Genomic DNA, 23,398 nt, shown 5'->3' on the forward strand with positions numbered 1-23,398 from the left:
GCTGTAAGCTCCGCTTACGTGCCGGACAAATACCTCATGCCACTGTTCCGATAAAAGGAATGGGAAGGCGTCCGGACACGGGAGTAAGTCAGAAGACCTGCCGAAATTTGTTTGGATTTTACTCCTGCGGCGTTCGGGAAGTAAATCAAGACTTCTTCTATATTTTTCGAGTGTATAGCAAACATCTATCTATACACTTCCCAGAAGGCTCCGATGTAAAATCCATTATAATCAATTTAGAAAACCTAATTTATATAATGATTATGATCAATGGATTTTGGAAAACAGTTATCAGTTTATTCCTCTGTAGTATACTTCTATTTGTTACATCCTGTTCAAATAATCAGGACGATGAGAAGTTAGAAACACATCCGCCTGTCATCACTTTTGATAACGGAACAGGGATTTACACCGTAAAGGTATTGAAAAGTATCACCATCACTCCCGTTGTGACCGGTGCAACCGATCCAGTTTATACATGGAAAGATGATAACGGGAAAATCGTCGGTAGCGATCTTTCATATACCTATTCGCCTAAAGTGACCGGAGAAGTCTACTTAAAGTTTCGGGTGGATTCTAAAAACGGATCTGCCGAGGAAGAGTTACGCATAGATGTAGTGGACAAAATGGTTCCTTCCGTGTCGTTGATACCTCTTTACACTACATATATAGGAAAAGATGTGACCATCGAACCATCGATAAATTTCACCGAAGGTGCCGAATACCAATGGACATTGAATGGTAAGACGGTGGGAAGTGAAGCGGCATACACTTTTGAAGCTACGGAAAAGGGACAATTCAATATTCAGCTTGTCGTTACCAATGAAGATGGCAGCGGAAAAGCAACCACCTCCATACTGGTGTCGGATAAGCCCGAAATAAATATCGTCTTCACCAGTGAAAGCATGACCGTACCCCAAGGTCGTGCCGCCTGCGTGGCCCCCATCATTACCGACACCACATCCAATGCCACTTATGTATGGCAACTGGATGGAGTGATACAACAAGGAGAAACGCAGCCCACCTTTACTTTTACACCCTCCCAACCCGGAAATTACCAGGTAAAGGTAACGGGAACAGACGGTGAAGTGGAGAAAAGCGCTACCCAGACAGTCATTTGTCTGGAGTCGGATGAAGCTAGATATTACCGCGCACCGACTTCCGGCAGCTCGGATACACGTATTACCGTCTTCGACCTGATGCCTGCACCCGGACAATTTGTCGGTCAAATTAGCGGTTCTACCCAAGCAGAAGCCAATCGTTTTGCAGAGAAGCGGATCAATGAAGACCGGAATTATATATCGTTGGGGGCATGGGGTGGCTATATTGTAGTAGGTCTTGATCACAGTATTTATAATAAAGATGATGGTTATGACTTTTATATATTGGGCAACGCCTTCAACGGTAGTTCGGAACCGGGCATCGTTTATGTGATGCAAGACGAGAACGGTAACGGAAAACCCGATGATACATGGTACGAATTGCGTGGTAGTGAGACCGGAAAAGCGGAAACATACCAGAACTATGAAGTGACTTACTACCGACCTTCAAGGGCTAATATGCCAGTGCAATGGATGGACAACCGTCTCAATTACGGCACCATAGATTTGGGACCTTCATTCCCCGCATGGATGAAGGAGAACGAATATACCTTGCGCGGTACCCGCTTGAAAGCAAACACACGTCATCAAGGTATATGGATCAATGATGCCTACCCATGGGGATATGCCGATAACTGGGGTACTGACTTTGATGGCGGAGAGAATCCCAATGCTGACGTCGCCGGAAACGGATTTAAGATAGAGAATGCCATGTACCCCAACGGACAGAAGGTCGATCTGCGATACGTCGATTTCATCAAGGTGCAAACTGGTGTCCAATCCCAGGCCGGAGTGCTCGGGGAAGTATCTACGGAAGTATTTGGATTCGTAGATAACCAGATGGAGAAGGCTCCTGCTACTCTTCAATAAAAGAATAATAATTCACATAATATTTATAACGAATAGAATATATGACAGTAAAAAACTTATGGAGAACCCTCTTGATGGTTCTTTGTAGCGCAAGCTTAATCACCGCATGTGGTGACGACGACAATAACCCTTTTGTGGGGATGGATAACAATGTACTTTCATTCTCTCTTTCTAAAGGAGAAAACACGTGGCAGGCTTCTATTGCCGATAATGAGATCGTGATAACCGTTCCCGAGGGTACTGAATTGACTGGGTCTACTGTTGCCTATCATCTAAGTGAACAAGCCGGCATCTCTCCCGATCCTGCCGGTATCACCCAATGGAATGAAGAACAACAGTTTGTGGTGACTTCATATAACCAAACGCCCCGCACTTATAAATACACTGTACAATATGTTGCCATCAGTGAAACGGCTAATATCGTCCTCAACTCACAAGCTGATGTTGATGCTTTCGCCCAGCGCGGAGTGAATATCATTGAGGGGAGCCTCCACATTGGGTTTCAGGCAAACGAAGATGATCCGATTACTAACTTGAATGGCTTGTCTAAACTAACCGAAATTGTAGACGAGCTTCGTATTGGAAGTTATTATAAGGGTGAAAATCTTAAGGGGTTGGACAAAATCAAAAAAGCAGGTAGTATTTTAATCACTATAACTAATAGGGATATCGCAGAAAATCTCAATGATGTTTCTTTTCCCTCACTTACATTTATTCGCAAAGATTTGCAAATATTCAATGGAGATAACGTTGAAACAATTTCAATACCTCTTTTGGAAACAATTCTTGGGAGCTCGGAAATTCGTGCAAGAGGTGCAATATCCTTTAATATGAATTCTCTCAAAAAAGTAGGAGGAAGTATAGTATTTGACGGCAATCTATTGGATCAAATGGAATTTCCTTCATTAGAATATGTAGGAAATGAATACAGACTATATAAATTTTCTACAGAATTTTCTAATTTGAAAGCGGTTAACCTTCCTGCACTCGTTAATTGTCCCGCTATCAGAATTGAAAATGCTGAAAAATTAGAAACTCTCAGGATTCCAATGCTAAGAAACATGGATCTACTGTCTTTTGGAAGTTGTCCGTCTTTCGATGATATCGATACTGTTATAAAGGATATGGAAAGTATCGCATCCATCAGGCTCACCTCCACAAACGTTTTAGAACTGGATGCATCAAGCAAGGGTATAGAAGAATTGATTATTACTCCCATCGGTACAACGCAATTCACTTTGACGGGGAATGAGACTTTTGGTAACATCGAATTTGCCAATATTGATCAGGCTCCGTTACCTATTCTAAATGGAATTAATACATTAGACAATTATTCCATCAAAACAGAACGGTCATTTATTTCATTGGACGGAATAAAAAAAATCACTGGAAGCTTAACTATTAGTGCTACCAGGTTTGGAGTTCTTGATGAGTTGGTACTGCCTGATCTTGAATCGGTAGGTAACTTGAAAAGCCATTTAGGCAGCAGCAGTATCTCAATTTCATTAAAAGCTCCTAAGTTAACCACAGTAACAGGAAATCTAGATCTTACGGTTTATACAGATCAGCCGGATCTTTCGTATATTGTTTTGCCTGAACTGACAACAGTAGGTGGAGCTTTAAATATATCCGGTAAATTAAATTCTCAGCAGAATATTACCCAAATAGATTGCTTCCCAAAGTTAAGTTCTGTAAAGGATATAGACATCAGAGGTTTTAGACAATTATATGACTTCAGTCCATTCAAATCACTCATTGATCATGTGAATTTATGGACAGTAAGAAACTGCGGTTTTAATCCCACTTTGCAACAGATGAAAGATTCACCAACCGGTGATTTTAGTAATAATTAAAATTTGCAATTATGAAAACAAAAATCCTTTTCAGTGTTGCTTGCACAATTATTGTTGCGTTAGTCAGTTGTACGGACGATGTTCTGGAAACCGTTCAGTCGTCCAATGGATATCCACGTTCTGCTTATTCGAATGACTGGACGTATGCTTATGTACTATGTGAAGGAACCTGGCGAGTAACTCCCCCATCTCTGCCGGGGTATTTAATAACTTATGACAATGATTGGGATGAGGTATCAGCCTTTCCTGTAGGAGATACCGGTAATGACTTGATCAGATACGGCTCAAAGTTATATTGTGCTGTGAGCGGGCATGACCTTATTTCCGACGATGGAGGAATATGGGTTTTCGATGCCAGTAATGGCACTCCTTTAACCACCTCTATGCTTCAATATAATGATCCGAAAAGCGGGCATAAGATTATGCCACGCAATTTAGCTGCTTCCGGTGATAAGATTTATATCAGTCTTTACTCCGGAGCGGTGATGTCTATCGATACACTCACTTATGCTGTGCAAGATACTATTTCGCTGGCCGCAACCTTTTCAGAAGGTATCTGTGTTGCGAACAACCAAGTGTATGTGTGTAATTCCGGAAATCTTGGTGATACATATGCCGGAGATGGAAATACAATTTCTGTTCTTCCTCTCAACCTAAGTGCTGAAACCCAGATTACAGTTGCATTGAATCCAAAACTAATTGATCAAGCATCCAACGGAACCATTTACTTCAATGCTCTCGGAGATTATTTTATGGAGAACTCTGCTTTATATACGCTGACAGGTTCCAGTTATTCACAAGTTACCGAACACGTAGGAAGTTTCGCAATCGGAGACAGTGCTGTATATACGGTAGGAGTAGATTGGACTTCAATGGATTATGATACATATTTACAGAAAGCAGCACTCACAGGTGGGGTTACTGATTTTAATGTTGACGATGTTCCCGAATTTATGTTAGGTTACACAGTTTCCATTAATCCCTATAATGGAAACGTATGTTTTGGGCAAATGGGAGAAGATTTATATATTTATGAATCCAATGGAACCGGACCGGTAGAAACTATACAGAACGGCGTTGCAAACGTCAATTCAGTTATATTTGTAAAATAGTACGTTGTATATCATAACTTATTGGTAAAAAGAATTGACCCCCAAAAATTTATTATATAGGTTTTCGGGGGTTATTCAAACCCTTCTCCTATTGTTTGATATTTTCTCTTCAAAGCCTTCTAAAACAGAAGTGACATGTCTAATATTCGTTTTATATATACATTTGCAATAGGTATATTCCTTCTTAATGCCGGGAATATTCATGCACAACAGTGGCTTAAAGACTCAACGACGCTGGATAAAGATTCAACGGCTATGAGTCTTGAACTCGATGAGTTCATTGTGTATGGAAGTCCCCTGATGAGAGAGGTAATTCCTGTCCAAAAACTGTCGGGAGAACAATTAAAAAATCTGAGTGCTTTCTCGGTGGCCGACGCCATCCGTTATTTCTCAGGAGTACAACTTAAGGATTATGGGGGGATTGGCGGTCTTAAAACGGTAAACGTAAGGAGTATGGGTACCCACCACGTAGGGGTGTTCTACGATGGTATCCAGTTGGGCAACGCGCAGAACGGCCAGATCGACTTGGGGAAATTCTCGCTGGAGAATATTGAAGAAGTATCGCTTTACAACGGTCAGAAGAGCAATATCTTTCAGCCGGGAAAAGACTTCGGTTCATCTGCGACCGTATACCTGCGCTCCCGTACTCCACGCTTTAAAGAAGGCAAAAATCATAACCTGAAAGCGACCGTGAAAGGAGGGGCTTTCGACTTGATCAATCCTTCCCTCCTCTATGAATATAAAATCAATGACAATCTGAGCGCATCCATCAATGGTGAGTTTATCAATTCATCGGGAAAATACAAATACCGTTATAAGCGGGTTCATCCTCATACGCATGAAGTGATGTACGACACCACTGCCACCCGATATAATGGCGATATCTATTCCTCCCGTCTGGAAGCCGGTTTATTCGGCTCGATTCCACAAGGATCATGGAGGGTGAAGAGTTACTTCTATGATTCGGAAAGAGGAATCCCGGGCGCCATCGTGAACAACAAGTGGAAGAACTCACAACGGCAATGGGACCGCAGCTTCTTCACCCAAGGTGTCTTCCAAAAAACACTGGCGCCTAAATATGATCTATTAGTCAACGCCAAGTATGCCTACGACCATATGCGTTACCTCAACCCCGATACCACGCTGATGTTGATTGACAATACATTCGACCAGAAAGAGGCTTATGTCTCCGCTGCCAACAGGTATAGTATCACTAACAAATGGGATGCTGTGTTATCCGTCGACTTCCAGTACAATACCTTGACATCCGATTTGGACGGTTTTGTCTTTCCCAAACGGCTCACGTCACTGGTTGCCCTGGCAAGTGCCGCCGACCTAGGTAAAGTGAAGATGCAGGGAAGTATCCTGGCTACTTTTGTGCGGGAACGAATCAATTCGGGCAACACCACCGCCGATAATTCAGTGAAGGCTGCTCCCGATAAAAAAGAATTCACACCGGCTCTTTTCCTGTCATACAAACCGTTCAAAAATCACCAATTCAATCTTCGTGCTTTTTATAAGCACATTTTCAGGATGCCTACATTCAACGACCTCTATTATACCGATATTGGCAATACCCATCTCAAGCCTGAATATACACACCAATACAATCTGGGATTCCAATACGACAAGGAGTTCTCAAACGGTTTTGTAAAACGATGGCACCTCCAAGCTGATGCTTATTACAATGAAGTGACCGACAAGATAATAGCGGTGCCCAAAGGTAGTGGACAATACCGCTGGATGATGATCAATTTGGGATATGTGGAGATAAGAGGGATCGACATGACGGCATCATTGCTTTCGGAGCCGGTAAAAGACCTGTTCCTGGATATAAAGTTGAACTATACTTATCAAAAAGCGCAAGATTTCACATTACGAGAAAGTCCTATATTGGAAGAAACGACTTTTGGGGGGCAAATACCTTATATCCCCTGGCATAGCGGTTCTGTCATTTTCAATATAGATTATAAAAGCTGGCAACTCAACTATAGTTTCATTTATGTGGGAGAACGTTACCACTCTTCTGCCAATATTTCTGAGGAATATGAGCAGCCTTGGTATACCAACGACATGACTGTAGTGAAGAAACTAAGGTATAAGTCGATGGATTTTCGAGTGAGTGCCGAAATCAACAATATTTTCAATCAGGACTACGAGGTGGTGCTTAACTACCCGATGCCAAAACGGAATTATAAACTCGCGTTAACGCTGGAATTATGAGGAAGAAGTTGGAAGCTGTAATTTTCTTTGGAATGAGAAGCCTTGCCGCTACTCTTGTGCTGCTTCTCATTCTATTTTCAGGATGCAGGGGGGATGTAGAGGCGCATCTCTCTGAAGAGATTGAAGTGAGCCCCCCGGGGACTATAAAAGATTACAAAGGGTTTTACCTGCTTAACGAAGGGAATATGGGTAGTAACAAAGCCACCCTCGACTATTATAATTTTGCGACTGGAACCTACACAAAGAATATTTATGCTGAAAGGAATCCACATGTGCCCAAGGAATTGGGCGATGTTGGAAATGATCTGGGTATTTATGGGAGTAGACTCTATGCCGTTATCAACGTTTCGAATAAAATAGAGGTGATGGATATCGAAACGGTGAAACGCATCGGACAGATCGATATTCCAAACTGCCGCTTTATTAAGTTTCATGGAGGTTATGCCTATGTCACCTCTTATGCCGGACCGGTTGTGATCGACCCCGATTATACGCAAATAGGCTATGTGGCGAAAATAGATACAGCTACGTTGAAAATGGTGAACCGCTGCCTGGTGGGTTTTCAACCCGATGAACTCGAAATTGTGGATGGAAAAATCTATGTGGCCAATTCAGGTGGATATATGGGAGCCGATAATACGGAGGGGTATGAACGTACGGTCTCTGTAATCGATATTGCTTCATTTAAAGAGGAGAAACGCATTGATGTAGCCTATAACCTGGAGCGCATTAAAGCCGACAGCCGTGGAGATTTATGGGTGAGTTCAAGAGGGGATTACAAAAACCTTCCGTCACGTCTTTTCTTTCTAGACAGGAAACTGCAAAAAGTGACCGACACTATTCCGATCGCTGCTTCCAATTATTGGATAGACGATGATATATTATATGTCTATGGGTCGGAGTTCAGTTCTGTTACCCGTGAATGGACAAATTCCTACTCTATGGTGGATACCCGTACGCGAAAGGTCAGCGTCCGAAAAATCATTACCGACGGAACAGATAAAGAGATTGAAAAGCCCTATGGTATCATGGTGGACCCTGAAACAAAAGATGTATATATTACCGATGCCGGGAATTATGTTACTCCCGGTGCACTCCATTGTTATGACAAGAAAGGTAAAAGAAAGTGGAGCGTAGTTACCGGTAATATTCCCGGCCACTTCGCACTATTGCCGGTATATGAGTGATATTTATTTTAAGTTATATAATAATAAAAGATTGTACACACCGTAAAATTAAAAGACATGATGAAAAAATTTCTTCTTGTATTGGCATCAGTGTTGGTATTCTATGCCTGCTCTGATAATGAAAAAACGTTTATTCCCGCACCTGAGATTACGGATGTGGTTATTGACGGCTCTTCTGAAGATACTCCTCTCCGGATAGAGCTTGGAGAAACCTTGTCTTTCTCACTGAATTTGAAAGAACAAATGGATGTTACGTACAGTTGGCTACTTGATGAAAAAGAAGTAAGTACGGCCGAAAAGTTCGTATTTACACCCGACAAAACAGGAGAGTATCAATTGAACGTTGTCCTGACAAACAAAGATGGGATAGCTACTCCAAAAGAAGTGGGAGTAATAGAGGTCATTCATCCAATACCTGTAATTACCGGTCTGTTTTCTGAGGATAAGGAGATCTCCGGAGAAATAGAAATTACAGCTACCTCCAAACACTCTTTTGAGGTGAAAGCCGATAAAGCGTCTGATGCCATCTACTACTGGTTGATCAATGGTGATACTATTCAGGATGCAAATGAGCCTGCATTAGAATATGATTTGGGAATTTCTGGAAAACTGACCGTAACTATTGAAAATAAAGATAATGTTTCGGTTAGCAAAGATGTGGAACTCGTCGGGCCATATAAGAATGGAGTATATATTTTTGGGACCTCCTACACCGGACTTTGTTTTATAAGTGAAGATGGGGTGCAGGAAAAAGATAATATCTATGAAACTGTAAATGAAGGAGAAAAATTGGGGGACAGCGGCATCAATGATTTTGTAATATACAACAACAAGGTCTACATACTAATACCATCAATTTCCTATTCTGATAAGAGAGCGCAAATTGTGGTAGCAGACGCGCAAACAATGAAAAAAATAGATGCGATCACAGCCACCGGATTTTCATCTGCCGATCTTGGCACAATTTATAATCTTGCAATTATAAATGAAAATAAAGCATATATCGGCAGTAATAAGATAGCCGGTGGCAATATTTCCAGTGTCAAGGTACTCGATATGAAAGAGAAGATGATGGCTGAGGCTGAAATAGAAGGTACTTCCGGAAAAATAGGCAGCGAAGGTCCTGCATGGGCACGGATGCTTACCATCGGTGAACGCACTCTGGTTGCATGTGGCCCTAAAGTACAAGTAATTAACAATGCTACAGACAAAGTTGAAAAAACAATCGATTTTGAAGCCGGTCAGGTGGTAGATATTGTCAAGGGACGCGACAACACAATTTACGCTCTCGTGAATCCGAAAGCATCCGGGTCTCCTGCAACCATTGCAGCGATTAATAAAGAGACATTTGCCGTGGATACAAGAACAGAACTGGCATACAATAGTAAAAACATCACTTTCAACAGTGGGGGGATGACCAATGCCCGGGTTGCCGTTTCTCCGGTAAGTGACGATATACTTTTCTCTGTAGCGGGTCCTAATGCATGGTCTTCCAGTTCTGAAATATATAAGTACAATTATACCTCCCAAGAGGTGGAACTGTTCGCTGATGTGAAAAACAACGCGAGGGCTACCGCCATGAATGGATATATGGGCATAGATTCGAAGGGCATCTTATTTGTGCCGCTTAGCGGTCAGTATTCATATCAAAACGAGGCTATCATCGCTTATGATGTAAAAACTGGAGATTTGCTAACAACCAGTTATTCCAGGTTGAAGCAGGGTGAAGGAAACGTTGTTCCTACATGGATGTTTAAGTAAAATATGAACTTGATATATTAAAATGAGAAAATTACAGACAATTGTATGGATGCTGTGCCTGGTGTTTTTGGCCGGCTGCTCGGATAGCGATAATGGTACTTTGATAAAGGAGATAAAGATATCTTCTTCATTAGAAATCAAAGTGGAAGAAGGAAGTACTTTGAGTGTGCAAGTATTACCTGAAAACAGTGCAGAGGAGGCTAAACTGGTATGGAAATCGTCAGATGAATCGGTAGTGGCAGTAGACCAGACAGGTAGGTTATCCGCTTTGAAGGTTGGAGAAGCTGTTGTCTCGGTCGAATTGGTTAGAAACTCCAATGTGAGATCCGAGTGTCTTGTCACTGTGACGGATGAGGAGAAAGAAGAAGGAGTGGATTATAACAGAATCGTGGAATTTGAGGATCCTCTCCTGTCTATTTTGATGTTAAAGTACGACTCCAACAATGATGGAAAGCTTCAATTTAAAGAAGCGTTGATGATAAGGGAACTGCTTGTTGGTTTTAGCAATATAAAAAGTCTGAAAGGGTTGGAAAATCTGGAAAATCTGGTGTTGCTATCAGCTCCCGGGAACCAACTAACTTCGGTTGATTTATCTGCAAATAAGAAACTAACTTACGTTTATCTGCACAGCAATATAATCGAAACATTGGATGTGTCAGATTTGGAACTTTTACAGGAACTGAATTGCAGTGCAAACCGGCTTTCTGCTATTGATGTGACAAACAACCCCAATCTGAAGATGCTGGATATATCATTGAATCATGAGGGTAGGGGTAATAATTCCGGAATAACAGAATTAGATGTAACCCACAACACCAAATTAGAGAAACTAGATCTAAATTACACCAATGTGTCAGAATTGGACCTCAGTAAGAATACCGAATTAAAATGGATAGATTTCGGACTTACATCATATACATCGCCAAACACCCAACCTATCACCAAGATAGATTTTTCAAATAATCTGAAACTCGAGCATATAGGTTGTGAAGCCATGATCAGGACATATGATATGGATGGAAATTTAGTGGAGGACAGAGTGGGTCTAAGTAAAATGGATGTATCAATGTTGTCTGAATTGCAATCTCTTAGCTTCCCGGGAAATAGTATTAAGAATATAGATTTATCCAAGAATTTGAAATTAACATCCCTGAATTGTTCCCATAACTACATAGAAGATCTGGATGTTACTTATAATGATAAGCTGGAAAAATTGGTTTGTGATTGGAATAAATTATCAAGCCTGGATTTGTCGAAAAGTAGTTCTTTGGAACATTTGGACTGCGCCAACAATCAAATTGATAAATTAGATATAAGCAATACCAGAATGAGTTATTTGCTTGGAAATAATAATAACATCACCGAGTTCAATCTCGGTAATAAAGTTTTTGATACCCCGGGCGGTAATGACAAGAAGCCTTATTTATATTTGAAACTGAATAATAACAAAATATCGTCTATTGATGTCAGTAAACAAGTAAACTTGGCATGGTTAGAGATTAATAATAATGAGTTGACAAGTCTGGATATTTCGAGTTGTACAAATCTGGGAGGAGTATTGTTGAACAATAATAAAGTATCCACACTCAATATTTCAAACATAACCCATATCTGGGAAGTACAGGCAACAAACAATAAGTTGAGCGGCACTATTGATTTGTCTCATTTAAGCTTAAGCCGTTTAGATTTAGAGGGCAATCCCGACCTGAAAAGTATATTGGTCTGGAGTGACTTTAAAGAGGATTGCAATCAACTTATCGTAGATCATACGACAGGTTCTACAATATCCAGAAAATGCTATACTAAAGATGACACTGCATCTTGGGTTAAAAAATAATCTAAAAACAAAAATAATGGCAAAAAACAAAATAATCCTTCGTTTCAGCGTGATAACGCTGTTAATCCTACTGGCCGCATTGAGCCGGCTGATCCCCCACCCTGCCAATTTCGCCCCCATAGGCGGGATGGCACTTTTTGGCGCGGCATATTACAATCGGCGTGTATGGGCATTCGTGGTTCCCGTCGTTTCGATGTGGATCAGCGATCTGATACTGAATAATGTGGTATACGGTGCCTATTTCGATGGATTTGTATGGTTTTATAGCGGTGCATGGTTCACTTACGGTGCATTTGTCCTGATCGTGCTGATGGGGATGTTTACCCTGCGGAAAATAAAGGTGCCGAACCTGCTATTCTCCGCTCTGGGAGCGTCGGTTATCTTCTTTCTGGTATCGAACTTCGGTGTCTGGTTCTCCGGCACCCTATACCCGAAAGATTTCGGCGGATTGATGGCTTGCTATACGGCGGGAATACCTTTCTTCAAAAATACGGTGATGGGCGACCTGTTTTATACGGCCCTCCTTTTCGGCGCATTCGAACTGAGCGCGCGCCGCTTCCCGGTACTGAAAAAGGTGAATGTGAACGCCTGAGACAGTAAATATCTCTTTTATCCTGTAGCGGGATAGAATAGACCGGAAAATATGCTAAAGGAAACCTTTGGCTGTTCTCCGATTCTATGCTTGTATTACATTTGAGAATTTTATATTTTTCTTCTATAAATTTGATTGTCAATTTTTATGGATCTGTGTATATGTCTGAACTTTTATGTACATTTCTTTAAACGAAATAAATTATGAAAAAGCATCTTTTTATTTTTTTATCACTATCCTTGATTTCATTGTGGATTAGTTGCAGCGACAATAATAGCGACATGGCGATTGAAAGTCTGGCGCAAACACATTGGAAAGGTTCTTATCAGAATGCCGGCAAAACCCACGATATCATCCTTGTCTTCACCGGTATTAAGAACGGCTATTTTATCTTTGGTGAAGATTCTAAAAAAGAAGATAGCTTTAGCTACAAAAAGGAAGACAAAATACTTAATTTCTCATGCATTCAAACAGATTTATTAAATGGTAATTGGTGGATATACAAGCTAACTCAAAAAGAGCTTGTCATAAGCCAAAATCCTTATGATGAAAATAATAAAAAGACGTTGAACTTAAAAAGAATTTATTAATTATGAAACAAAAAAAATTATTCATGATCACAATTATCTTGTTGACCATAAGTTTCTTCATTGGCTGTTCCGACAAATAAAATTTTTCCAAATCTGGCAATTAAAGGTCTGCCGGTTAACAATAGTATCAGCTGAAAACTATAAGAAAAAATTACCATCTCCCGCCACCGGAATAAACTGCAAACCTCATGCCTAAACCGACTCATTCTCGAATCATCCACCCCGCCGGTGCGGATTTTAAATCCGTGTCCTGATACGGGAAACAGAAAGGCGTAAGCCCGATGATATTTTCTCGTGCGAATGTGCCGATATCTATATTCCACCGAACCTGGCATTCCAGATCGATTCCATCTACAGCGAATGTATCTGTGCCAAATGCCTGAAAGAAATGATTGAGGAGTTTCATCAAGAGAGAACTGAAACAAAATCACCCAAATCTATTTTATGACCCGAGAAAACAGCATTTATGAGTGTAAAATATTAAGGCAAAACAAGATTATTCACTCCATATAAGTGCTAAAATAACTTATTTTATCCTTCACCTATTCTGCCCTATTTTTGTATATGAAAAAACCCTTTACGTGCCTGCATTCTGTTTGCAATCGAAGATGTAAAAAAGGGAAAATATATACCATCCTTTTTAAAATTTATCAAACTAAATACAAAATAAAAACACTATCTTTGTATTGAATTTTGGTGTCATTCACTTCAACGGCTTCGAAGTGAACGATGAAAAGGGAATCAGGTGCAAATCCTGAACAGACCCGCTGCTGTAAGCTCCGCTTACGTGCTGGATAAACACCTCAATGCCACTGTTCCGATAAAAGGGATGGGAAGGCGTCCGGACACGGGAGTAAGTCAGAAGACCTGCCAAGACCACTAAGTTTTAAGCTTTCGGGAAATAAAGCTGAAGGACACTGGTGTGAAGTCAATCTCTACTTTTTAGGGTGATAGGTTTTATTTGCGCAATCCTTATTAATTTATTTCCGGCTTAGCTATTTGATCATTATCAATTGTCGGAGAAGATGCACTACGTCCGTGTTTCAAGTCTTTGCTTGAACCTTTTTCTTTTGTTCGTTATTCAATCTGTCAATGGCCAGAATAAACTCGACAGTGTACAACTGCTGCAGGAGGTGGTTGTGACAGAGAAATTTATACCTAAAGATATTATTCCTGTCCAAACCCTTACCGGAAAGGAATTAGAAAAGCTGAATGCGCATTCTGTGGCCGACGCCTTACGTTATTTTTCGGGTGTGCAACTCAAAGATTACGGAGGTGTGGGTGGATTGAAGACAATCAATGTCCGCAGTATGGGAAGCGAGCATGTCGGTGTTTTCTATGATGGAATTGAAATAGGGAATGCGCAGAATGGGATCGTGGATTTAGGACGGTTTTCCCTTGAAAATATGGAGATGCTGTCCCTCTATAACGGGCAGAAAAGTGCCATTTTCCAGGCGGCGAAGGATTATGCTTCGGCCAGTGCCTTGTATATGCAAGCCAAAGAGCCGTCATTCAAGAAGGATAAAAAACACAATATAAACCTGGTGTACAAGACAGGCTCTTTCGATCTGGTCAATCCTTCTATCCTTTGGGAACAGCAATTATCACCTGCCATAAGTTCGTCCCTCAATGTAGATTACACAAACTCCTCCGGTAAATACAAGTTCCGTTATAAGGTTGTGAACAAGGAAGATGACAGAGGCGGATTCGATACCACTGAAGTGAGGAAAAACGGGGATATAGAATATCTTCGGCTGGAACAGTCCCTGTTTGGAAAAATAAAAGGGGGAGATTGGAAAACAAAACTCTATTACTATCATTCCGAACGGGGAGTTCCCGGGGCGATTGTCCGGGAGACACCGGGACGCTATTCTAACGAAGACCGCCTATGGGACAGGAATTTTTTTTTCCAGACATCACTCAAGAAGCGGCCAAGTAGAAGATATTCAACCCAGCTATTGGCTAAATATGCCTATGACTATATGCACTATTTGTCTGATCCGGAAAAGGATGAGCAGGTAGTCATCAAAGTGGACAATAAATACCACCTGCAGGAAGCCTATATCTCCTCTGCCAATCTATTCAACATCCTGCCATTCTGGAATGTCAACTTGTCGGTGGATTATCAATGGAATAAACTGGATGCCAACCTGGAAGATTTTTCATATCCCGACAGGCATTCTTTGTGGATAGCAGCGGCGACATCGTTGTACTTCGATCACATCAAGATACAAGGAAGCCTGCTCTCCTCTATCTTCGACGAGACTTTCACCGAAAACATTATCGATCCTTTCACCGGCCTGCGCACAGGAAAAGAGAAGGTTACAAAGAACTGGGATAAATATACACCCTCTCTGATTGTCTCCTATAAACCATTTATTGCACAGGATTTCCATTTGCGCTCTTTCTATAAAAAGATATTCCGGTTGCCCACCTTCAATGAGGTCTATTACGCCATTATCGGAAGCGGAAAATCGGCTTTACGGCCTGAATATACAACCCAATATGATATAGGGGCGACGTACAGCAAGAATTTCAATGGTTCCTTGTTGAAGAATGTGGAAGGACAGGTGGATGTCTATTACAATGAGGTAATCGACAAAATAGTGGCAGTGCCGACGGTAAGCCTGCAGCGATGGTCGATGATGAACCTTGGCTTAGTGAAAATTAAAGGGATCGATGTCACTTCGGCACTTACCATCACCCCTTACCACGACTGTACGGTAACAGGGCGGTTCTCTTATACCTATCAGGAAGCACTCGATTATTCCGATCCGGAAGAGCCGCTGACCTATAAGAATCAGATACCCTATATCCCAAAGCATAGCGGTTCGGCTATCTTAAGTGGAGAATATCTGCAATGGGAATTAAATTATAGTTTTATCTATTCAGGTGAACGCTATAGTAGCAGTGCCAACATACCCATAAACAAGGTGTTGGCATGGTACACCAATGATATTGCATTGAGTCGGCAATTCAACTGGAGAGACAATCGTTACAAAGTTACCATGGAGGTGAATAATCTTTTCAATCAACGCTATGAGGTGGTCAGTCGCTACCCTATGCCGGGCACAAACTTCAAGTTTATTTTCAGGGCTAATTTTTAATTCAGATGAAAAAATATAGGTTATTATATGGACTTTTATTCCTGTTTATTCCAGTTCTCTTACTCAACAGTTGTCGAGGAGATGACGAATACCTGTTATGGGCTGAAGGAGAACAGATTGCGCCGGGACAACAGACGGAGTCGATCAAGGGTTTCTTTCTACTGAATGAGGCCAATATGGGCAGCAATAAATCGACCCTCGATTATTTCGATTATGAAAGCGGCACCTATTACCGTAATATTTTTCCGACGGTCAACCCTAATATTCCCCACAATCTGGGCGATGTGGGGAATGATATCCAGATATATGGCGACAAACTTTATGCTGTAATAAACTGCTCCCACCTGATAGAAGTAATGGACGTACATACCGCCGAGCATTTGCATACGATCAATATCACCAACTGCCGGTACATTGTTTTCAAAGATAAATATGCCTATGTCAGTTCCTATAATGGACCTGTTAAAATCGACCAGAACGCACCCATAGGAACGGTGGTGAAAGTAGATACAACCGATATGTCAATTGTGGGCAGTTGCACTGTCGGTTATCAACCCGATGAAATGGTGATCAAGGGAAACAAGCTTTATGTGGCCAACTCCGGAGGGTACAGGGTACCCTATTACGACAGGACGGTGTCGGTAATCGACCTGGTTACATTTACTGAAACAAAGAAAATAGATGTGGCCATCAACCTGCATCGCCTGGAACTGGATAATTATGGCAATCTTTATGTCTCTTCCCGTGGAGATTATAAGACAACAGGCTCGAAAACCTTTATCATCGATACCAATACCGATAAAGTGATAGAAGAGCTGCCGCTACTTCCCAACTCCAATATGGCACTCTCCGGTGATTCACTATATGTCTATAGTGTGGAATGGAGCCATATCACACAAAGGAATACCATCACTTACGCTATTTATGATACAAAACTCAGGCGTACTGTCTCCCGTAATTTCATTACGGATGGTACGGAAAAAAAGATCAAAATTCCGTATGGCATAGCCATCAACCCCGAAACCAAAGAGTTTTTCACCACTGATGCCAAAGATTATGTCACCCCTGGAACATTATACTGCTTCGACCAGAGAACAGGTAAAAAGAAATGGAGCGTTGTGACGGGCGATATTCCTGCGCATATCGTGTTTACCACTAAAAGATTACAAAACTTGGATTTATTATCAAAAAACAAATAATGCCACTCGCATAATTGCCTCTAAAAGTTCACGGTTTAGTTGCATACACTTGAATACTAAACAATAAAATTATATATAATCATTTTTAAAAACAGCAACATGAGTACAAGATTTTTTACGAAGATGGCAATCTACATTGCTTTTTTTGTATCTTTTTCGATGACTTCCTGTAGTGATGATAAAGTAGAGGCGGTAAATCCTCCCCAAATTACCATCGAGCAGGAGAATACTACTTTCATCACAAAAGTGGGTAAGGAAATAACCATCGAACCCACCTATGAGAATGTGGAAAGAGCTTCTTTCGCGTGGAAAATAGACCACAAGATCGTGAGTACTAACCCCACTTTCACTTATAAGAGCGACGAAGCACAGGACGTCTTTATTACACTGGAGGTAATCAATGAAGCGGGTCTGGCTTTTAAAGAAATGAAAATCACCGTCGCTTCTTTGGTGATCCCCACCCTTTCCCTGCCGGTTCCTCCCGATGGCTATAAAATTGTGTTCGACAGCGAACTGGAACTGGCTCCCGAAGTGGAGGAAGCCAGTGAAGAAATAGGCTATAAATGGTATGTAAACGATAAAGAAATGGCCAATACCAAAAATTACACTTTTTCTTCAGGGACAACCGGAATCTTTCAATTGAAAGTAGTAGCATCGACCGAAGACGGGGATGACACGATTGAGTTCCCTGTGGAAGTTTGCAAACCCGAGGACCTTCCCTTCAAATGGACTTTTGAACGTGAGACCTTCTCCTTGTCGCAAGGCAGGAATATCCGAATAAAAATATGGGATATAGAGAATGACTTCGATGCGACCTATATATGGCAAGTCAATGGGGAAAAGAAACAAGAAGGCAAAGAGAGCCGGTTTATTTTCGGAGAAAGTACAATGGGTTCCTATCAGGTAAAGGTGACGATGAAGAATCAATATATGGAAGTCTCGAAAACATTGGAGGTCAATGTGTGCGAACCCGAAGGGACTCACCAGAGGGCTGTCACAGGCGGCAGCAACAAAGACTGGAACAAAGTCTACGAATTTTTACCTGCTCCGGGACAGTTTGTGAACGAGTATTATACCGCCACAACAATGGCTGAAGCCATAGCATATGCGGAAGAAAGACTAAAAACGGAAGCCTATGTGTCGCTTGGCGGATGGGGAGGATATGTCACCGTGGGCTTCGACCATAGTGTGGTGAACGATGGTTCGTACAATATCCAGGTATTGGGTAACTCCTTTGCCGGGTCGTCCGAACCGGGGATTGTCTGGGTAATGCAGGATGAAAATGGGAACGGCCTGCCGGATGACACCTGGTATGAGTTGAAAGGATCGGAATATGGAAAGCCGGAAACCATCCAGGATTACTCGGTGACCTATTATAAGCCCAAAGCGCCTAAGATGAATGTACAATGGACTGATAACCAGGGAAAATCAGGCGTAGTAGATTATATGTCGGCATACCATTTCCAAGATTACTACTATCCTTCATGGGTAGCCGAAGAGACCTATACTCTCCACGGGACATGCCTTAAAAGCAGGACGTATGACCAATCCGGCAATGGCACCTACTGGGTGAATGAGTCATTCGATTGGGGGTACGCCGATAATTACAGTCCTATCGACCGCCTTACCGACGACGAGAACGCCGGGGCTGCGGCCAATGGCAACCACTTCAAGATAAGCGATGCTGTCACATTCGACGGCAAACCGGCCAATCTCAAGTATATCGACTTTGTGAAAATTCAAACAGGTGTGAACGTCAAAGCCGGATGGCTGGGCGAAAACTCTACCGAAGTATTTGGTATAAAAGATTATAACTTAATCAAGAAATAAAAATGAAAAATAAACTTTATATATGCATCGTGCTATTGGCTGTAGGCCTCCTAGCTTTGGGCGGATGCTCGAATGACGACAGCGACTTTACCGGGGAAGATTGTTATTTTGTCTCCTTTTCGTTGACGGTCGATGGCGTGGTGTATCCCGCGAAAATTATTGACAATAAGATTCTACTCGAAATTCCTTATGGAATTGATATATCCCAGGCGCAAGTCAGTTACAGTCTGAATGAAAATGCGACTGTCCTGCCGGATCCGGCTTCGGTGAAGGATTGGAAGGTAGATCAATTGTTCCGTGTACAGGCATATAACAACAATTTTAGCAGTTTCACCTATTCATTCTCTTATACGGATGTTGCCGCTAACGAAAATGTGATCCTATTGACACAGGCCGATGTGGATGAGTTTGCCGGTAAAAATATCAACAGGATTGATGGCAACCTGATCATCGGGGAAAAGGTAAGCTCTGTCAGTGAAGAGGATGTGATAACAAGTCTGGACGGGCTTTCCAGCTTGACTTCAGTGAACTACAATATCGTCATCAATAATAGTTATGCCGGTGGTGATACGGAGGGATTATCCAATCTGAAAAAGATAGGTGGATTTTACATAGGCTCTACTGCCAACGGTGCGGACCCTAAGAGGCGGATTGAAATAGCACTTCCCAATCTGGAATCGATTGGTAATTTTATCGCCAATTCGGACAGCGTCACCGCAATATCCTTGCCCAAGGTGCAGGAAATCTCCGACTTGTATATCGGTTCCCAGTTTCTGGCAGATATTGAATTACCCAATCTGCAGAACTGCTACGGTAATTTTGTCATGAATGGTTCACGCCAGCAATATCCCTCTGCCCAGAATTCAAACCGCTCTTTGAATGCTATTTTATTGCCCAAACTCAGCACTGTCTCCGGTAATTTTTCATTGAACAGCTTTATGGGTCTCTCTGTAACAGGCATTGGTGCATTACAGACAGTCTATGGTAATTGTGAAATCAAGTCCCTGAATGCCATTGAACTGATTAATTTTCCTCTGCTGCAACGAGTGGACGGAGATTTTATCATGAGTGGCAATACAGCCATAACGAAAATAGTTGCTCCTGAGTTGATATCCGCCAGGTCCATTGATTTTAGCAATGGAAGCAACTACTCTATCAAAGTGAAGGATATTATTTTGTCAAAACTCACGAATGTACAAAATGGTATTACCCTGGCATACCTGGGATGTGAAAAGGTAGAATTGCCGATGTTGGAAGAAGTAGGCGAATCACTTGTACTGCAAACAGCACCCGACCTTTTATCTTTCACAGCACCCCGGTTGATTGCCTGTAAGTCGATCCGTTTCACCGCTATTAACCAGTTAAAGTCTTCAGATTTTAGCAAGATCGAAAACCTGGAAAAGGCAGAGATCTACACCTGCGGTGCAATGGAGAGTTTCTCCCTTCCAAAAGAAGTTTCAGGAAACCTTACCATATCAAATTCCGGGAATAATGAATCCTTTATCGATTTTGGTAATCTGGAGTCCATTGGAGGAACTTTCAGCGTTGAAAGTTTCACCAAACCCAACCTTGAAATAAAAAAGATAAAGAAGGTTGGTACTATCTCATTCACCCGATGGAATTACGTCATCGAGTCTGTAAGCTTTCCATCATTGACAGAATGTGGCGACTTGACGATAAACAGCTTCGATGTTATAGAATCATTGTCGATGCCTCTCTTGACACAAGCCAAATCATTCTCTGTCATAGAATGTCCCGTATTGGACAATATCACTGTTCCGTTATTGAAAAAGATAGAAGGCCAACTGAAATTGCAAGGGGCACGTTGGTATGACGAATATGTAATCACTCACTTGGATGATTTCGCGGCATTGACTTCAGTCGGCAGTGTGTCGATCCAGTATGCCAGGCGGTTAAATGACTTTACAGGGCTGAAAAACGTTGTGAACGGACTGGAGAGCAGCAACTGGATGGTTTCGGATTGTGAATACAACCCGACGCTGCAGGATATGAAAGATGGTAAATATACGAATTAAAAGAGCAACAAAAATGAAAAATATATTATCAAAATTGTTTGTATTGGGTCTTTTACTGGCAGGGATAGCTTTTGCCGGTTGTTCTGATGAAGATGACCCCTTTGCAGGAACCGACAATTATATCACCTCCTTCTCGTTGACAAAAGACGGAATAACTTATAAGGCCTCTGTCACCGGGGATAAAGTGACAATATCAATTCCGAAGAATGTTGATCTTCAAGGTGCCAAAGTTGATTATAAACTGACGGAACAGGCATCCATCACTCCTGATCCATCTCAGATTGAGAAATGGGACGAAAACCATGAGTTTACTGTAACATCGTACAATAAAAGCGAACGAAAATACAGTTACCGGCCTTCATTCACTGAGATAACGGAACCCGGATCAGTTGTGCTGTTGACCCAGTCCGATGTGGACAAATTTGCGGCATCCAACATAGAAGTAATAGATGGCAATTTGGTGATAGGCGCCAACGAAGGAGTTGCAGGACTTGATTCTATTAAAAATCTGGACGGGCTCCAAAATCTGAGGAAAGTGACAAACAGCATTCTTATCTATAACACTTTTGCAGGTGAAAATGTAACTGGATTAGCCGCTTTAGAAAGTGCAGGCAGTATCTATATCAAAAACCTGACTACCAGAAGAGCTGTGACGGATTCGTTAAATCTGTCATTCCCTAATTTGGTGGAAATAGGTGATTTTTACGTCAATAGTACTTTGATTCGCGAAGTATTATTGCCGAAGCTGAAATCGGCTTTTTCACTCTATGTCAATAGCCAGTCTCTCTCCGGGATAACCCTCCCGGAATTGGAAACGGTAATTACCGATTTCAGTATCGAGTCGGGAACAAGTTTTACAAGCTATGCGACGACCACCAATAAGAAACTGAAAGAACTCTCCCTGAAGAACCTGCAAGAGATCAGGGGCGCTTTTAACCTCAGAGGATTGCCGGCGTTGGAAAAGCTTGATATATCCAGCCTGGAGGATATCGGATCTCATTTTACAGTAAACGTGGTAGCACTGGACAAAATAGATGCGCCCTTATTAGGAGCCATCAAACAATCATTCTCGCTTAAAAATGTAGATGCGTTGACCAGCTTATCTTTTCCGAAACTCTCCTATATGGGTGCATTTGAATATGACCCTGTATCCAGCAAGGAGTTGCTGCAATCACTTGATTTCTCGGCCTTGGAAACAGTAGATGGCGATATGAAGCTATCTTACCTGAAAATGGACCAACTGAATCTTCCGGCTTTGAAAAAGATCAGAAAACAACTAGATATCCGTTTTTGTGAATCGTTGACCGCCATCAACATACCGGTACTGGAAGAGTGTAATAATATTTATGCCTATACCCTACCCTTGATTACATCATTAGATTTCTCTAAAGTAAAACAAATGGAGAAAGCGGATTTAATCGCATGTTACAAATTAGCGTTGTTAAAAGGTAACAATAATATAACCAATATCATCCTCAATGCGGGTTCCAGAGTCTGTGCCCCTATCCGGTTCGAAGGAATTGAAACTATTCCCGGTACTTTGGAAATGTCCAATTATACTCAAAACGGAGACTTTGATTTCCCGGGAATAAAACATATAGGGATATATAGGCAATCCACAGGTTTGGCAAACGGACAATCAACCATCTCTTTTCCCGACCTGGAAACCATAGGGACCTTGAGATTGTCGAGCTGTTCATATCTGAAAAAATTAATTGCCCCTGAATTGACAACTGTTACCGATCTATGGGATACCAACTTTATGACCAATGTGCAAAGTGGTGACATTCAGGTTCCCAAATTGACAAAGATTGGTAAATTCAGTTTCTATGGCGGAACTTATGCCGGCGTGGCAAACCAGATGAAACTCACCGATTTGAATGACTTCATCTCCCTTAAAGAAGTAGATGCCGTGGATATTAAATGGTGGGGAAGCATGACCGATTTTTCCGGGCTTAGAAATATCTTTCCGAGGATAACCTCGGAAAACTGGAAAGTGGAAGGATGCAGCTATAACCCCACCTACCAGCAAATGATTGATGAAAACTGGATAAAACCATAAAACAACATCCTATGACAATCAGATATCTAAAATCTTATT

The 23,398-nt window shown here is 41.6% G+C and carries 15 protein-coding genes and 2 riboswitches (1 of these 17 only partly in view); all 15 genes read left to right on the plus strand.

Translation table 11 applies throughout. From position 1 onward, the window contains the following. A riboswitch (cobalamin riboswitch) is annotated at positions 1 to 119 on the plus strand; it begins 241 nt to the left of the window's first position. Between the two features lie 144 nt (positions 120 to 263). The 15 genes from B4G81_RS02795 to B4G81_RS02860 all read left to right on the plus strand — a co-directional run bounded on the left by B4G81_RS02795 (position 264) and on the right by B4G81_RS02860 (position 23,359). Continuing rightward, entirely contained in the window at positions 264 to 1,970 is a 1,707-nt protein-coding gene (locus B4G81_RS02795) for a PKD-like domain-containing protein (RefSeq protein ID WP_294079821.1), read from the plus strand. A 41-nt stretch (positions 1,971 to 2,011) separates the two neighbouring features. Continuing rightward, positions 2,012 to 3,823 (plus strand): receptor, encoded by a 1,812-nt coding sequence (locus tag B4G81_RS02800; protein WP_294079823.1) that lies wholly within the window; start codon positions 2,012 to 2,014, stop codon positions 3,821 to 3,823. An 11-nt stretch (positions 3,824 to 3,834) separates the two neighbouring features. Beyond that, complete coding sequence (locus B4G81_RS02805) at positions 3,835 to 4,935, plus strand: hypothetical protein (protein WP_294079825.1); 1,101 nt, start codon at positions 3,835 to 3,837, stop codon at positions 4,933 to 4,935. Between the two features lie 135 nt (positions 4,936 to 5,070). Continuing rightward, positions 5,071 to 7,158, plus strand: coding sequence for a TonB-dependent receptor (locus B4G81_RS02810; RefSeq protein ID WP_294079827.1), 2,088 nt, complete (start codon positions 5,071 to 5,073; stop codon positions 7,156 to 7,158). Between the two features lie 32 nt (positions 7,159 to 7,190). Then, on the plus strand, positions 7,191 to 8,345 hold the full coding sequence (locus B4G81_RS02815; RefSeq protein ID WP_294079870.1) for a YncE family protein: 1,155 nt from the start codon (positions 7,191 to 7,193) through the stop codon (positions 8,343 to 8,345). A 57-nt stretch (positions 8,346 to 8,402) separates the two neighbouring features. Continuing rightward, positions 8,403 to 10,106, plus strand: coding sequence for a DUF5074 domain-containing protein (locus B4G81_RS02820; protein WP_294079829.1), 1,704 nt, complete (start codon positions 8,403 to 8,405; stop codon positions 10,104 to 10,106). A 22-nt stretch (positions 10,107 to 10,128) separates the two neighbouring features. Further along, positions 10,129 to 11,943 (plus strand): Ig-like domain-containing protein, encoded by a 1,815-nt coding sequence (locus B4G81_RS02825; protein WP_294079830.1) that lies wholly within the window; start codon positions 10,129 to 10,131, stop codon positions 11,941 to 11,943. 16 nt (positions 11,944 to 11,959) lie between these two features. Continuing rightward, the gene (locus B4G81_RS02830) at positions 11,960 to 12,535 is read left to right on the plus strand and encodes a DUF6580 family putative transport protein (protein WP_294079833.1); all 576 of its coding nucleotides are present in this window, start codon (positions 11,960 to 11,962) and stop codon (positions 12,533 to 12,535) included. 203 nt (positions 12,536 to 12,738) lie between these two features. Then, positions 12,739 to 13,125, plus strand: coding sequence for a hypothetical protein (locus B4G81_RS02835; protein WP_294079835.1), 387 nt, complete (start codon positions 12,739 to 12,741; stop codon positions 13,123 to 13,125). A gap of 286 nt (positions 13,126 to 13,411) precedes the next feature. Beyond that, complete coding sequence (locus B4G81_RS15270; RefSeq protein ID WP_414703155.1) at positions 13,412 to 13,573, plus strand: cysteine-rich CWC family protein; 162 nt, start codon at positions 13,412 to 13,414, stop codon at positions 13,571 to 13,573. A gap of 229 nt (positions 13,574 to 13,802) precedes the next feature. After that, positions 13,803 to 14,014, plus strand: a riboswitch (cobalamin riboswitch). A gap of 136 nt (positions 14,015 to 14,150) precedes the next feature. Beyond that, complete coding sequence (locus B4G81_RS02840; protein ID WP_294079838.1) at positions 14,151 to 16,232, plus strand: TonB-dependent receptor plug domain-containing protein; 2,082 nt, start codon at positions 14,151 to 14,153, stop codon at positions 16,230 to 16,232. A 5-nt stretch (positions 16,233 to 16,237) separates the two neighbouring features. Next, a complete protein-coding gene (locus B4G81_RS02845; RefSeq protein WP_294079840.1) occupies positions 16,238 to 17,431 on the plus strand; it encodes a YncE family protein in 1,194 nt (397 codons plus the stop codon). Positions 17,432 to 17,530: 99 nt separating this feature from the next. After that, positions 17,531 to 19,261, plus strand: a complete 1,731-nt coding sequence (locus B4G81_RS02850) for a PKD-like domain-containing protein (protein WP_294079842.1) — start codon at positions 17,531 to 17,533, stop codon at positions 19,259 to 19,261. Between the two features lie 2 nt (positions 19,262 to 19,263). Further along, positions 19,264 to 21,297 (plus strand): hypothetical protein, encoded by a 2,034-nt coding sequence (locus B4G81_RS02855; RefSeq protein WP_294079844.1) that lies wholly within the window; start codon positions 19,264 to 19,266, stop codon positions 21,295 to 21,297. Positions 21,298 to 21,310: 13 nt separating this feature from the next. After that, positions 21,311 to 23,359 (plus strand): hypothetical protein, encoded by a 2,049-nt coding sequence (locus B4G81_RS02860; protein ID WP_294079846.1) that lies wholly within the window; start codon positions 21,311 to 21,313, stop codon positions 23,357 to 23,359. Positions 23,360 to 23,398 lie beyond the last annotated feature (39 nt).

It is taken from the genome of Proteiniphilum sp. UBA5384 (assembly GCF_002410825.1).
Classification (GTDB): domain Bacteria; phylum Bacteroidota; class Bacteroidia; order Bacteroidales; family Dysgonomonadaceae; genus Proteiniphilum.

Bases quoted from the DNA above. Each gene is read 5' to 3' on its own strand.
- B4G81_RS02795 (WP_294079821.1), top strand. From the start codon at position 264: ATGATCAATGGATTTTGGAAAACAGTTATCAGTTTATTCCTCTGTAGT.
- B4G81_RS02800 (WP_294079823.1), top strand. From the start codon at position 2,012: ATGACAGTAAAAAACTTATGGAGAACCCTCTTGATGGTTCTTTGTAGC.
- B4G81_RS02805 (WP_294079825.1), top strand. From the start codon at position 3,835: ATGAAAACAAAAATCCTTTTCAGTGTTGCTTGCACAATTATTGTTGCG.
- B4G81_RS02810 (WP_294079827.1), top strand. From the start codon at position 5,071: ATGTCTAATATTCGTTTTATATATACATTTGCAATAGGTATATTCCTT.
- B4G81_RS02815 (WP_294079870.1), top strand. From the start codon at position 7,191: ATGAGAAGCCTTGCCGCTACTCTTGTGCTGCTTCTCATTCTATTTTCA.
- B4G81_RS02820 (WP_294079829.1), top strand. From the start codon at position 8,403: ATGATGAAAAAATTTCTTCTTGTATTGGCATCAGTGTTGGTATTCTAT.
- B4G81_RS02825 (WP_294079830.1), top strand. From the start codon at position 10,129: ATGAGAAAATTACAGACAATTGTATGGATGCTGTGCCTGGTGTTTTTG.
- B4G81_RS02830 (WP_294079833.1), top strand. From the start codon at position 11,960: ATGGCAAAAAACAAAATAATCCTTCGTTTCAGCGTGATAACGCTGTTA.
- B4G81_RS02835 (WP_294079835.1), top strand. From the start codon at position 12,739: ATGAAAAAGCATCTTTTTATTTTTTTATCACTATCCTTGATTTCATTG.
- B4G81_RS02840 (WP_294079838.1), top strand. From the start codon at position 14,151: ATGCACTACGTCCGTGTTTCAAGTCTTTGCTTGAACCTTTTTCTTTTG.
- B4G81_RS02845 (WP_294079840.1), top strand. From the start codon at position 16,238: ATGAAAAAATATAGGTTATTATATGGACTTTTATTCCTGTTTATTCCA.
- B4G81_RS02850 (WP_294079842.1), top strand. From the start codon at position 17,531: ATGAGTACAAGATTTTTTACGAAGATGGCAATCTACATTGCTTTTTTT.
- B4G81_RS02855 (WP_294079844.1), top strand. From the start codon at position 19,264: ATGAAAAATAAACTTTATATATGCATCGTGCTATTGGCTGTAGGCCTC.
- B4G81_RS02860 (WP_294079846.1), top strand. From the start codon at position 21,311: ATGAAAAATATATTATCAAAATTGTTTGTATTGGGTCTTTTACTGGCA.